The sequence below is a fragment of the Actinocatenispora comari genome (genome assembly GCF_017312725.1).
Lineage (GTDB): Bacteria > Actinomycetota > Actinomycetes > Mycobacteriales > Micromonosporaceae > Actinocatenispora > Actinocatenispora comari.
The window spans coordinates 87099-100594 of record NZ_BOPO01000024.1; the positions used below are offsets into that span (position 1 = coordinate 87099).

General features: G+C 73.3%; 11 protein-coding genes. All 11 read right to left on the reverse strand.

The window, feature by feature from the left end; all coding sequences use genetic code 11:
- Positions 1 to 1104 (reverse strand): AAA family ATPase, encoded by a 1104-nt coding sequence (locus NUM_RS08980; RefSeq protein WP_225918436.1) that lies wholly within the window; start codon positions 1102 to 1104, stop codon positions 1 to 3.
- On the reverse strand, positions 1101 to 1835 hold the full coding sequence (gene pnuC, locus NUM_RS08985) for a nicotinamide riboside transporter PnuC (RefSeq protein ID WP_225918437.1): 735 nt from the start codon (positions 1833 to 1835) through the stop codon (positions 1101 to 1103). The genes NUM_RS08980 and pnuC overlap by 4 nt, the downstream gene beginning before the upstream one ends.
- A 60-nt stretch (positions 1836 to 1895) precedes the next feature.
- Positions 1896 to 2267 carry a hypothetical protein gene (locus tag NUM_RS08990; protein ID WP_207124330.1) on the reverse strand — a complete coding sequence of 124 codons (372 nt, stop codon included), beginning with the start codon at positions 2265 to 2267 and terminating at the stop codon, positions 1896 to 1898.
- A 12-nt stretch (positions 2268 to 2279) separates the two neighbouring features.
- Positions 2280 to 4391: an excinuclease ABC subunit UvrB gene (uvrB, locus tag NUM_RS08995; protein ID WP_207124331.1), complete on the reverse strand. Its 2112-nt coding sequence runs from the start codon at positions 4389 to 4391 to the stop codon at positions 2280 to 2282.
- Between the two features lie 823 nt (positions 4392 to 5214).
- Entirely contained in the window at positions 5215 to 5820 is a 606-nt protein-coding gene (locus tag NUM_RS09000) for a response regulator transcription factor (protein WP_207124332.1), read from the reverse strand.
- Positions 5817 to 6977, reverse strand: a complete 1161-nt coding sequence (locus NUM_RS09005; RefSeq protein WP_207124333.1) for a sensor histidine kinase — start codon at positions 6975 to 6977, stop codon at positions 5817 to 5819. The genes NUM_RS09000 and NUM_RS09005 overlap by 4 nt, the downstream gene beginning before the upstream one ends.
- Positions 6978 to 7072: 95 nt before the next feature.
- Entirely contained in the window at positions 7073 to 7789 is a 717-nt protein-coding gene (locus tag NUM_RS09010) for an ABC transporter permease (protein WP_207124334.1), read from the reverse strand.
- Positions 7789 to 8706 carry an ABC transporter ATP-binding protein gene (locus NUM_RS09015; RefSeq protein WP_225918438.1) on the reverse strand — a complete coding sequence of 306 codons (918 nt, stop codon included), beginning with the start codon at positions 8704 to 8706 and terminating at the stop codon, positions 7789 to 7791. The genes NUM_RS09010 and NUM_RS09015 overlap by 1 nt, the downstream gene beginning before the upstream one ends.
- A gap of 230 nt (positions 8707 to 8936) precedes the next feature.
- The gene (gene coaE / locus NUM_RS09020; RefSeq protein WP_207124335.1) at positions 8937 to 10133 is read right to left on the reverse strand and encodes a dephospho-CoA kinase; all 1197 of its coding nucleotides are present in this window, start codon (positions 10131 to 10133) and stop codon (positions 8937 to 8939) included.
- A gap of 248 nt (positions 10134 to 10381) precedes the next feature.
- Positions 10382 to 11914 carry a 30S ribosomal protein S1 gene (gene rpsA, locus NUM_RS09025; protein WP_207124336.1) on the reverse strand — a complete coding sequence of 511 codons (1533 nt, stop codon included), beginning with the start codon at positions 11912 to 11914 and terminating at the stop codon, positions 10382 to 10384.
- Positions 11915 to 12220: 306 nt separating this feature from the next.
- A complete protein-coding gene (locus NUM_RS09030; protein WP_207124337.1) occupies positions 12221 to 13456 on the reverse strand; it encodes an SGNH/GDSL hydrolase family protein in 1236 nt (411 codons plus the stop codon).
- Positions 13457 to 13496 lie beyond the last annotated feature (40 nt).

A 13496-nucleotide genomic window follows, 5' to 3' on the forward strand; every position in this document is an offset into this window, starting at 1 on the left:
TCAGCCGAGCGGCTCGGCGAAGTCCCAGGTCAGTACGCCGTCGCAGGCGGCGGTGGCCGCGTCGAGGCGCGCCGGCAGCGGCCCGGTCAGCTCGACGACCGGCGCCGGCTGCTCGGCCAGTACCTGCCGGAACCGCTCGGTCATCCACGGCCGGACGTGCTCCCCGTCGCGCAGCCCGTCGTCGGCGAACGGCACCCCGACGTGGTCGGTCAGCAGGTACAGGTCCGGGCGGCGGGCCTGCGCCGTGACCGCGGCCGACGACGAACCGAGGTAGCGCTGCTCCCACACCGCGGTCGCGAACGCGTCGGTGTCGCACACCAGCAGCGGCGAGGAGTTGCGGGCCGCCGCGTCCTCGCGCTCGTTCTGCCGCCGGGCCACCTCGACGAAGTCGTTCCGCTGCCAGGTCACGTCGAACACCGACGCGGCCGGGTCGGCCCCGCGCAGCGCCGCGAGCTTCTCCTCGGTCCGTTCCCGCCCATACTCCGGCACCCAGCGGGTACGCGCCCAGACGCCGCCGCGCCGCCGGTACCGGTGCGCCAGCGATCGGGCGAGAGTGGTCGTGCCGGTGGACTCCGCGCCCAGCACGACCACCCGGCGCGCCAACCCGGCCCGTACCGGCGCGGCCAGCAGCGACCAGTGCGCCACCGGATCGGCCCGAACCGCCGTTCCCGAGACCGGCACGACGCGCCGGTCCGGGTCGACCGGCACGTGCCGGGCGGCGAAGCGCCGGGCGAGCTCCGGCCCGTACGACTCGGAGCTGAACACCGCGTCGATCTCCGGCGCGGCCCCGTCGGCCGCCGCGGCCTTCGCCACCAGGGTGCGGGTGATCTCCACGTGCGCCGCCCACACCGCGTCGTCGTGGTAGTCGATCGGCACGTCGTCGTACCCGCCGACGACCCGCACGGGTGGCTGGCCGGCATGGATCTCCCGCAGCCAGGCCAGCCGGTCCGCCAGCGGGATCGACTCCACGGTGGACGGCGCACAGACCACGGTGACTCGGGCACAGGCGGCCGCGGCGGTGTCGATCAGGTACCGGTGGCCGGCGTGCGGCGGGTAGAACTTGCCCAACACCAGCCCGTGCCGGTAGCGGGCGGCACCGCTCACGACCGCTCCGGGTCGATCGGGCCGCTCGCCTGTCGCGAGCCCGCCGTCGCCGGTGGCCCGCCCGCCGCTCCGGCGGCCGCCGGGGCGGGAACCGGAGCCGGCCGGCTGGCGCCGGCGCGGCGCAGGTCGGCCAGCCAGCCGCGCAGACCGAACAGGCACAGCGCGAGGAACAGCACGTACAGCAGCGCGGTCAGCCACAGCTGCTTGTAGGCGTACAGCGGGATGTAGACCAGGTCCGCGGCGATCCAGAACAGCCAGCTCTCCCACCTCTTGCGCGACTGCCCGTACGTGGCGAGCAGCGACAGCACCGTGGTGACCGCGTCACCGGCCGGCACGGTCGAGTCGGTGAGCCGGGACAGCAGCAGCCACAACCCGGCGGTACCGGCAAGGCCGCAGCCGGCGAGCCAGCACCACTCGACCCGGGTGGTCCGGGTGACCGGCAGCTCGACCCGGCGACCGGCGCCGTACACCCACTGCCACCAGCCGTAGCCGGCCAGCGCGATGTAGACGACCTGCAGCCCGGCGTCCGCGTACAGCCCGGAGCCGGCGAACAGCACGATGAAGAACACGTTGTTGGCGATGCCGATCGGCCAGTTCGCAAGGTGTTGCCGCGCGACCAGCCACACGCACAGCGCACCGGTGACGAACCCGAACGCCTCCGCGGAGCTCACCGACGTGCCCAGCGCGGTGAACAGCGGCGCGTTCAGCGCCGCCAGGATCGATCCGAACACCCACCCTCCCCCACCGAACCGGCCGGGCACACGCTACCGGTCGGGGCGACGGGCGAGAAGTCAGGCCGGCGACATCCGGAACATCGAGGCCACGTCGAACAGGGTGTCGATCCGCTCGTTGAGACCGGCGCGCTCGTCACCCCAGACCCGCATCAGCACCTCGTCCTCGGACGCTCGCGCCATCACGACCACCAGCCGCGCGACGCCGCCGAGGATGGGGTGCGTGTACCACGAGCCGGTGGCGTCGTCGGTCTGCTGCAGCGCCAGCTCGGCGGCCGCCCACTCGGTCGGGTCGAAGCCGCTGCCGGCGTACATGGTGAGCAGCTCCAGCAGCGGCCGGGTGTTGCCGGCCGGCAGCCGACCACCGCCGAGCAGCGTCATGTCCTCGGCGTCCGGGGGCACTGGCGAACCGGTGCGGCGCCCGACGGTCATCGGCTGTCCACCTCACTTCACGCCGGCGGCGTCCATGCCGCGCAGCTCCTTCTTCAACTCCGCTATCTCATCACGAATTCGCGCGGCGAGCTCGAACTGCAACTCGCGGGCGGCCGCGAGCATCTGGTCGTTGAGCTGCTGGATCAGGTCGGCCAGCTCGGCGCGCGCCATCCCGGCGCCGGTCGGTTCGCCCGAGCCGGCCCGCGACCGGTTGCGGCTGCGCGCCTCCGGCACCGGTGCCTTGCCCCGGGACTGCTGCCGGCCACCGCCACCGACCAGCGACTCCGCGTCGTCGGCGGCCCGGTAGATGTCGTCCAGGATGTCGCCGATCTTCTTGCGCAGCGGCTGCGGGTCGACGCCGTGCTCGGTGTTGTACGCGACCTGCTTCTCGCGCCGCCGGTCGGTCTCCTCCAGCGCGTGCCGCATCGACGGGGTGATCGCGTCGGCATACATGATCACCTGGCCGGAGACGTTGCGGGCGGCGCGGCCGATGGTCTGGATCAGGCTGGTGCCGGAGCGCAGGAACCCTTCCTTGTCGGCGTCCAGGATCGCCACCAGCGACACCTCGGGCAGGTCGAGCCCCTCCCGCAGCAGGTTGATGCCGACGAGCACGTCGTACTCCCCCTGACGCAGCTCGCGCAGCAGCTCGACCCGGCGCAGCGTGTCGACCTCCGAGTGCAGGTAGCGCACCCGGATGTTGTGCTCCAGCAGGTAGTCGGTGAGGTCCTCGGCCATCTTCTTGGTCAGCGTGGTGACCAGCACCCGCTCGTTGCGCTCGGTGCGCTCGTTGATCTGCGCCATCAGGTCGTCGATCTGCCCCTTCGTGGGCAGCACCACCACCTGCGGGTCGACCAGCCCGGTCGGCCGGATCACCTGCTCGACGAACTCGCCGCCGGAACGCTCCAGCTCCCACGGGCCGGGCGTGGCCGACATGTACACCGTCTGGCCCACCCGCTCGGAGAACTCGTCGAACCGCAGCGGCCGGTTGTCGGCCGCCGACGGCAGTCGGAAGCCGTGCTCGATCAGGGTGCGCTTGCGCGACGCGTCGCCCTCGTACATCCCGCCGATCTGCGGCACGGTGTTGTGCGACTCGTCGATGATCGTCAGGAAGTCGTCCGGGAAGTAGTCGAGCAGCGTGTGCGGCGGGGTGCCGGGGCGCCGGCCGTCGAAGTGCATCGAGTAGTTCTCGATGCCGGAGCAGAAGCCCACCTGCCGCATCATCTCGATGTCGTACTGGGTGCGCATCCGCAGCCGCTGCGACTCCAGCAGCTTGCCCTGCCGGTCCAGCTCGGCGAGCCGCTCACCCAGCTCGGTCTCGATGTCGCGGATCGCCCGCTCCATCCGCTCCGGGCCGGCCACGTAGTGGCTCGCCGGGAAGATCATCAGATCGGTCGCCTCCCGGATCACCTCACCGGTCAGCGGATGCAGGTAGTACATCTTCTCGACCTCGTCGCCGAAGAACTCGATGCGCACCGCGAGCTCCTCGTACGCCGGGATGATCTCCAGGGTGTCACCACGGACCCGGAACGTGCCGCGCTGGAACGCCACGTCGTTGCGCGCGTACTGGTCGTCGACCAGCCGGCGCAGCAACGCGTCCCGGTCGTACTCGGTGCCGACGGTCAGCCGCACCGCCCGCTCGATGTACTCCTGCGGGGTGCCCAGGCCGTAGATCGCCGACACGGTGGCCACCACCACCGTGTCGGAGCGGGTCAGCAGGTTCATCGTCGCGGCGTGCCGCAGCCGGTCGACCTCCTCGTTGATCGAGGAGTCCTTCTCGATGTAGGTGTCGGTCTGCGGGATGTACGCCTCGGGCTGGTAGTAGTCGTAGTAGCTGACGAAGTAGCCGACCGCGTTGTTCGGCAGCAGCTCGCCGAGCTCCTTCGCCAGCTGCGCGCACAGCGTCTTGTTCGGCGCGAGCACCAGGGTCGGCCGCTGCAGCCGCTCGATCAGCCAGGCCGCGGTGGCGCTCTTGCCGGTGCCGGTGGCGCCGAGCAGCACGGTGTGCCGCTCCCCCGACTTGACCCGCCGCTCCAGCTCGTCGATCGCGGCGGGCTGGTCACCAGCGGGCTGGTAGTCGCTGATCACCTGGAAGGCGCCCTCGCGACGGGGGATCTCACGCGTCATGCATCCAGGCTACGACGGGCCTCCGACAGTTCGCGGCGCCCGACGCGGCGCCGTCGCGCAGCCCGGGCGGTCGCACCGAAACCGGCACGAATCTCGCCGTTCGACCACTCGGCCGGAACGGGTTGTGTGGCCCATCCCACCGGTCTACCGTTCGTGGCAGCAGGCCGCTTGCGGCACCGACCGGGGAAGACGAGCGAGGCCGATCCACTCACGGTCTCGTACCGCATCCCCGGTGCGGGGGTAGCAGCCCCGGCTACGGCCGGTGAGGCGCGCCCGAGGCAGGTCGGGGGTTGAGCCCGACCGCCCACCGCAGGCGACCTGCCCGGCGAGGCTCCGGTCGCGAGGCCGGGGCCTCGCCGCGCGAGCACCGGCGACCGCGGGCCCAGCCCGGGCAGCGGCGAAGCCGGCCGTGGTCGCCGCGATCCGGCCGCGGTTCAGAGCCGACCGTTGCCGCCGGCGAGCCGGGTCGCAGTGGGAGCCGACCGTCGCCGCCGGCGGGCCGGGCCGCAGTTCACAGCCAGCCGTTGCCGCCGGCGGGCCGGGCCGTTGATCGGAGCCGACCGTTGCCGCGGGCGAGCCGGGCCGCAGTTCACAGCCAGCCGTTGCCGCCGGCGGGCCGGGCCGTTGATCGGAGCCGACCGTTGCCGCGGGCGAGCCGGGCCGCAGTTCACAGCCAGCCGTTGCCGCCGGCGGGCCGGGCCGTTGATCGGAGCCGACCGTTGCCGCGGGCGAGCCGGGCCGCAGTTCACAGCCAGCCGTTGCCGCCGGCGGGCCGGGCCGTTGATCGGAGCCGACCGTTGCCGCGGGCGAGCCGGGCCGCGGTTCACAGCCAGCCGTTGTCGCGGGCGATCCGGGCCGCCTCGGTGCGGTTGCGGGCGCCGGTCTTCCCGATCGCGCTGGACAGGTAGTTGCGCACGGTGCCGCCGGACAGCGCTAGTACGTCGGCGATCTGCGCGACCGAGGCGCCGTCCGCGCCGGCCGCCAGCACGTCACGCTCGCGTTCGGTCAGCGGGCTCGGCCCGGCGCCGAGCGAGGCGACCGCGAGCGCGGGGTCCAGTACCACCTCGCCGGCGGCGACCCGGCGGATCGCGGCGGCGAGCTCGGCCGGCGGGGAGTCCTTGACCACGAAGCCGCGCGCGCCGGCGTCCATCGCCCGGCGCAGGTAACCGGGGCGGCCGAACGTGGTCAGGATCAGCGCCCTGGTCTCCGGTACCGCGGCGCGAAGCTGCTCGGTCGCCTCGATCCCGGACAGGACCGGCATCTCGATGTCCAGCAGCGCCACGTCGGGGCGGTGTTCGCGGGCGGCGGCCACCGCGGCGGCCCCGTCCGCGGCCTCGGCCACGATCGTCAGGTCCGGTTCCAGGCCGAGCAGCGCCGACAGCGCGCCGCGTACCAGGTGCTGGTCCTCGGCCAGCAGGATCCGGATCACGAGGCCCCGGCCGCGGCGGTCACCCGGCCGCCCGGCAGGGCGACCGGCAGTTCGGCGCGCAGCCGGTACCAGCCGTCGACCCGTTCGGTGTGCACCGCGCCGCCGAGCGCGGTGACCCGCTCGCGCAGCCCGGTCAGCCCGTTGCCGTACGGGCTGCCGGCGTCGCCGCGTCCGTCGTCGGCCACCTCCACCACCACCGGGTCGGCCGAACGCACGGTGATGCGCGCGGTACCGGCGCGGGAGTGCCGGACGACGTTCGTGACGCCCTCCCGGACCACCCAGCCGGCCACGTCGGCGAGCGGGGCCGGCACCGAACCGGCGTCCGGGGCGGACAGCACGCAGCCGATGCCGGCCGCCGCGAGCAGCGCCTGCGCGGTGGACAGCTCCCCGGTCAGCGACGTGTCCCGGAACCCGGACACGGTGGCCCGAACCTCCTCCAACGCCTCCCGGGCGAGCCGTCCGGCCTCCGCGCTCTGCTGCCGGGACCGTTGCGGGTCGGTCCCGGCCAGCCGGCCGGCCAGGTCGGACAGCAACGCCACCGCGGCCAGCCGCTGGCCGAGCACGTCGTGCAGGTCCCGGGCGATGCGCAGCCGTTCCTCGCTGACCGCCAGCCGGGCCATCTCGGCGCGGGCCATCCGCAGCTGCACCATGGTGCGCAACAGCCAGAAGAACATCGAGGTGAACAGCGCGACCGCGGCCACCGAGGCGACGTAGCCGATCAGGCCGCCACCGCGATCGCCGTACCCGATCGCCACCAGCGTGGTCGCCGCCAGCGTGCCGACCTGGCTCGGGAGCCACCACCGCGGCGGCAGCTGCCCGGGCAGGATCGCGACCAGGTAGTACGGGAACGCGTACCGCCAGGTCGACCCGATCGGGATCATCAGCAGCACGCCGACGGCGATCAGCCCGACCAGCGCGTACGGCGCGGCCAGCCGGAACGGACACCGCATCCCGACGTGGATCAACCGGACGAAGCACAGCACGTAGCCGGCCAGGCCGACGATGGTGAACGCCAGCATCGGCGCGCTCGGCGGCTGCTGGGCGACCGACACGCAGATCGGGATCAGGTACCCGAGCCAGGCGCAGGTCAGCAGGGTCGCCGCGCGCCGCCGGCCCGGCGTCCAGTCGAAGTCGTGCTGCGTCGCCACACCAGACATGGTGCCTCACCTCCCGCTCGCCGCACCGGTCCGGCCGCCGCGCAGCGATCCGGCCGCCGCGCAGCGGGGGCCGCCCGGCGGCCGGACCGGACCGGTCAGGACGCCTTCCGGAACCGCCAGCCGGCGAACCCGAGCAGTACCACCAGCCAGGCCGCGAACAGCAGCGCGCCACTGCCGAACGGCTGCTGCCCGTCGAGCAGCCGCCAGCTCAGCTCCCCCGCCCGGTACGACGGGAGCACCCGGGCCACCTGCGCGAGCCAGTGCGGAAACACCTGTACCGGCATCCACAGCCCACCGCCGATGGACAGCACGAACAGCAGCGCCACCGAGATGCCGCTCGCGACCTCGTCGCGCAGGCTGTAGCCGATCGCCACGCCCAGCGCGATGAACGGGATCGTGGCGAGCCACAGCAGCGGCACCAGTGCGAACCAGGTACCGACCGGCAGTCGTACCCCGTTGACGACGAACCCGCACGCCATCACCAGCAGGATCACCGGCAGCGTCAGCAGGATCGAGGCGCCGAGCTTGATGCCGAGGTAGCCGATCGGCCGCAGCGGGGTCAGCGCGAGCGTCCGGGTCCAGCCGCGGGTGCGTTCGGTCGCGATGCGGGCACTGACCCCCGTCAGCCCGGCGCCCATCGCCCCGTACAGCGCCATCGACACCATGTACTGCGCCGACCAGTCCTTCGCGCTGCCGCTGCCGAAGACCTGCGTGAACAGCAGGTAGAAGCCGACCGGAAAGCAGATCGTGTAGGCCAGGAACGGCACGTTGCGCAGCGTGCGCCGGATCTCCATCACCAGGTACCGGCCCATCAGGCCACCTCCGCCGGTGCGTCGGGTCGGGTCAGGGCCAGGAACGCGTCGGTCAGCGCCGCCGCGGCCACCTCGAAGTCGCGCGCCTGCGGGTACCCGGCCACCAGCGCGCGCAGCGTCGCGTCCGAGTCGGTGGTACGCACCAGCACCGCGTCGCCGTGCACCTCGACGCTCGCCGCGCCGGGCAGGTCCGCCAGCGCCACCGGATCCGCGCCGGGCAGCGTGCACCGTACGTTGCGGGCCGCCGCCATCGCGCGGATCGCGGTCGTCGAGCCGTCCGCGACGACCCGGCCCTGGTCGATCAGCACGATCCGGTCGGCGGTCTCGTCCGCCTCTTCCAGGTAGTGCGTGCTGAACAGCACCGTGCGGCCGGCCGCCGCGAACCCCCGGACCGAGGTCCAGAAGTCGCGCCGCGCCGCCACGTCCAGCCCAGCCGTCGGCTCGTCGAGTACCAGCAGGCTCGGGTCACCGAGCAGCGCCAGCGCGAACCGGACCCGCTGCGTCTGCCCGCCGGAGAGCCGGTCGGTGCGGCGTGTCAGCAGGTCCGCGACGCCGGCCGTCGCGGCGACCTGGCCGATCGGCAGCGGATGCGGCTGCAGCGCGGCGATCGCGGTGAGCAGCTCGCCGACCCGGGCGCCCGGGATCAGCTCACCGGTCTGCAGGACGGCACCGACCGAACCGGCGTCCAGCGCCGCCCGCGGGCGGGTGCCGAACAGTTCGGCCCGCCCGGCGTCCGGCGCCCGCAGGCCCAGCATGATGTCGACGGTGGTGGACTTGCCGGCGCCGTTGGGCCCCAGCAGCGCCACCACCTCGCCCGAGCCGATCGTCAGATCGACCCCGGCGACGGCGGTCACCGCTCCGTACCGCTTGCGGATGCCGCGCAACGACACGGCATCGGGATGCTTCAGCTCAGTCACCAGTACAGGGTCGCGGGGGCGCGAACGCGCCGGTAGTGCCGTTCGAGCAGCGTTCCGTCATGACATTCGTCAGTGCCCACGCCGGCGTCGTGCCGTCGCCCTCGCGCGGCCCGGGCCGTCGCCGCCGGACCAGCGCTCCGGGACGTCTCCGCCGGACCGGCGCTCCGGGACGTCTCCGCCGGACCGGCGCTCGGGCGGAGGGTGGCCGGCGGCACCGCTCCTACTGCTGCCTAGGTAACTGGATCTTTGTCGGGGCGCCAGCCGGTGTCGGCGATCCAGCGGTCCAGTCGCGGCAGCGCCTCGTCGAACCAGGGGCCCTTGAGCTCGGCGTACGCCGAGGTCGTCGCCCCGGAGTCGGCCAGCCGCTGCTTCAGCGCCGCGTAGCCGTCCCGCATCACCGGCTGCGCGCGCAGCCAGTCCCGGAACGCCAGCGCGTACCGCCAGGCCGGGCTCGGCTGCGTCCGTACGTGCAGGTGCACCAGCCGGCCCGGGTCGGCCGACCCGTGAAACCGTTTCACCAGCACGGACTCCGGCGCACCGGCCTGCGGGTCGTCCCACCAGTCCCCGCCGTACCGGGGCAGGCCGGCCGCGGCCAGCGGTTCGGCGAGCGCGTCGGCGGTGGCCAGATCCGGCACCACCAGCTGCAGATCGAGCACGTCCTTGGCGGGCAGGCCCGGCACCGAGGTCGACCCCACGTGGTCCAGTCGCAGGTACCTCTCCCCCAGCGCGTACCGGATCCGCCCGGCGACGCGCTCGTACTGGACCGGCCAGCTCGGATCCGGCGCGGCGATGTGCAGCCGCTCGGGCCGGCGCACCGGCCGCCGCGCCCGGACGTTGCGCTCGTAGTCGAGCAGCCGGCCCGACCACAGCTGGTCGACGGCGGCGGCCAGCGCGTCCCGGCCACCGGAGTTGTCGAGCACCACGTCGGCCGCGGCGCGGCGCCGCTCGTCGCTCGCTTGCGCGGCGACCCGGGCCCGGGCGTCGGCCTCGCTCATGCCGCGCGCCACCAGCCGCTCCCGGCGTACCGCGGGATCCGCCTCGACCACCACGACCAGGTGGTAGGTGGGCGTCAGCCCCACCTCGACCAGCAGCGGTACGTCGTTGACCACCACCGCGTCGGCCGGTGCGGCGGCCATCAGCTCCTCGGACCGGGCCCGGACCAGCGGGTGGACGATCGCCTCCAGCCGGCCCCGCGCGGCCGGATCGGCGAACACGATCCGCGCCAGCCGGGCGCGGTCCAGCCCCTGCGCACCGACGACGTCCGGCCCGAACTCGGCCGCCACCGCGGCGAGCCCCGGCGTACCGGGGGCGACCACCTCGCGCGCCAGCACGTCCGAGTCGACCAGCACCGCGCCGCGCGCCACCAGCAGCCGGGCCACCTCACTCTTGCCGGCGCCGATCCCGCCGGTCAGTCCCACCCGAAGCACGGCCGCAAGTCTGCCAGCCGGGCCCCGGCCCGCCGCCGCCCGGGCACGACAACGGCGGCGCCCCGGGTACGGCACCAACCGCGCCCGGGGACGACGCCGCAGCGGCATCCGGACACGGCACGCTCGCGACGTCCGGGTACGGCACCGGCCACGCGCGGTACGACGCCGGAGCAGCGCCCGGGGACGACGAAGCCCCGCCGGGAAACCCGGCGGGGCTCGGTCGTGCTATCCGGTGTGGCGCAGCCCGGTCAGGACTTGCCGCCGGCCAGCTTCTCCCGCAGCGCGGCCAGCGCCTCGTCGGTGGCCAGCGTGCCGGCCGGCTCCTGCCCGCCACCGCTGGTGGCCGGCGCCGACTGGGTCTGCGTGCTGCCGGAGCTCACCGGCGCGCCGCCCGCGGGCGCCTCGGCGGCCGCGGCCGCCTCGGCCTCGCGCGACTCCGTGATCTGCTTCATGTGCTGCTCGAACCGCGTGTGCGCCTCGGCGTACTCCCGCTCCCAGGCCTCGCGCTGGCTGTCGTAGCCCTCCAGCCACTCGCCGGTCTCCGGGTCGAAGCCCTCGGGGTACTTGTAGTTGCCCTCGGCGTCGTACTCGGCGGCCATGCCGTACAGCGTGGGGTCGAAGTGCTCCTCGCCGGTGTCGGCGAAGCCCTCGTTGGCCTGCTTGAGCGACAGCGAGATCCGGCGGCGCTCCAGGTCGATGTCGATGACCTTGACCATGACCTCCTTGCCCACGGTCACGACCTGCTCCGGCACCTCGACGTGCCGCTCGGCCAGCTCGGAGATGTGCACCAGGCCCTCGATGCCGTCGTCGACGCGCACGAACGCACCGAACGGAACCAGCTTCGTGACCTTGCCGGGCACGATCTGGCCGATCTGGTGGGTCCGGGCGAACTGACGCCACGGGTCCTCCTGGGTCGCCTTGAGCGACAGCGACACGCGCTCGCGCTCCAGGTCGACGTCCAGCACCTCGACCTCGACCTCCTGGCCGACCTCGACGACCTCGGACGGGTGGTCGATGTGCTTCCAGGACAGCTCGGAGACGTGCACCAGGCCGTCCACGCCGCCCAGGTCGACGAACGCACCGAAGTTGACGATCGAGGACACGACGCCCTTGCGGACCTGCCCCTTCGCCAGCTTGTTGAGGAACTCGGTGCGCACCTCGGACTGGGTCTGCTCCAGCCAGGCACGACGGGACAGGACCACGTTGTTGCGGTTCTTGTCCAGCTCGATGATCTTCGCCTCGAGCTCGCGCCCCACGTACGGCTGGAGGTCGCGCACCCGGCGCATCTCCACCAGCGAGGCGGGCAGGAAGCCACGCAGCCCGATGTCGAGGATCAGGCCGCCCTTGACCACCTCGATGACGGTGCCGCGCACGACGCCGTCCTCGTCCTTGATCTTCTCGATCGTGCCCCAGGCCCGCTCGTACTGAGCGCGCTTCTTGGACAGGATCAGGCGGCCTTCCTTGTCCTCCTTCTGGAGAACCAGGGCCTCGATGTGGTCACCGACGGACACGACCTCGTGTGGATCGACGTCGTGCTTGATCGACAGCTCGCGCGAGGGGATGACACCCTCGGTCTTGTAGCCGATGTCGAGCAGGACCTCGTCCCGGTCGACCTTGACGACGGTACCTTCGACGATGTCGCCGTCATTGAAATACTTGATCGTCTCGTCGATGGCCGCGAGGAATGCTTCCTCGGAGCCGAGGTCGTCAACGGCGATCTGGTTGCCGGCGGCCTTGCTGGCCGCGGCGATGTTCGAGGTGGCCTCGACACTGCTCGTCATGTGGGAGAGTGCTCCGTCGGTGGATGATCTTCTCGGTCTGCGCGCGGCGGGATCAGCTCACCCGGGCGGAGGCAGCAGCCGTGAAGAAGATCAAGATGACGAGGATCCCCTGTTGTGACCACCGGACCGGCTCCGGATGATGGCGGGCCTGCTCCCTGCTGAGACACGCAGACCCCGAGCGCACCGGCAAGCCTACCGTGCGCCATACCATAAGGTCCAACCCTCCCCCAAACCACGGCGGTACGCCGCGTGCCGCGCCCGGAATCGACCGGTTCGCGCCGTCGGTGGCCGATCGTGCCCGCGCCGCTACAGGACGGTGAGGTCGACGGTCGCGGCGAGGGCGGCGTAGCCGGCGTCGCTGGGGTGCAGGTGGTCACCGCAGTCGTAGTCGGGGGCGAGCCGGCCCGGGTCGGTGGGGTCGCGCAGCGCCGCATCGGCGTCGAGCACCGCGTCGAACACGCCGCTGGTGCGGATCCACGAGTTGACCCGCACCCGTACCGCGTTGCCGGCCGGAGACCAGGCGCGGGCTCCGGCGTACGGCAGCAGGGTCGTGCCGACCACCCGCAGTCCGCGGGCGTGCAGCGAGGCGACCATCGTGCGGTAGCCGGCGATCAACGCGGCCGCGTCCACCCCGCGGTCGAACTGGATGTCGTTGATCCCCTCCAGCAGGATCACCGTGCGCACCCCGAGCCCGGCCGGCACGTCGGCACCCACCCGGGTCAGCGCCGCCACCCCGGAGGTCGGCGGGCCGTCGCGCAGCAGCCGGTTGCCGGCGATCCCGGCGTCGAGCACCGCGTGCCGCTTCCCCGGCGGTCGACCGGCCAGCCGGTCGGCGAGCAGGTCCGGCCAGCGCCGGTTGGTATCGCCGCTGGAACCGGTGCCGTCGGTGATCGAGTCGCCCAGCGCGACCACGGTGCCGACCGCGTCTGCGGTGCGCACGTCGACGCCGGCCAGCAGGTACCAGTGGGTGGTGGTGTGCCGGAACGCGGTGGCACCGGCGGTGGTGGCGTCGCCACCGGCGAGGTAGTTCGTCTGGTGCGCGGACGGGTGGTAGCTGACCGCCAGCCTGCTGTGCCGGGGCAGGTACAGGCTGACCAGCAGGTCCCGGCCGCCGGTCACGGTCAGCGGCACCGGGTCGGAGGAGACCGCCGCGCCGGCCGGCACCCGGACCGAGCGGGCGCCGGCGAAGGTGACCTCGCGCAGCAGCGCCGGCGCCGCCGTCGCGCCCGGCTGGGCCGGCAGCGCCACGGTCGCGTGCCCCACCGTCACCGACCCCGTCCCGTACGTGTTGGCCAGCCGGATGCGCACCGCGGTGCCGCCGACGCTGAGGTGCACCACGTTGCGCACCGTGCAGGAGCCGCACGGCAGCCGGCCGGCGGTCGCCTGCGCGGTACCCCAGCCACCCAGCCAGTGCCCGGCCCGGGCCGGCGTGGTCTGCCGGTGTTCCAGTCCGGCCCGCCGCACCAGCACCGCCGGGGTCACCACCAACGCCGTCAACACGACGGCGAGCAGGGCGGCAGGCAGCAGCCGACGCGAACCCATCCGGGTCCTCCAGCGGTGACGAGGGGTGTTGCATCCAGGC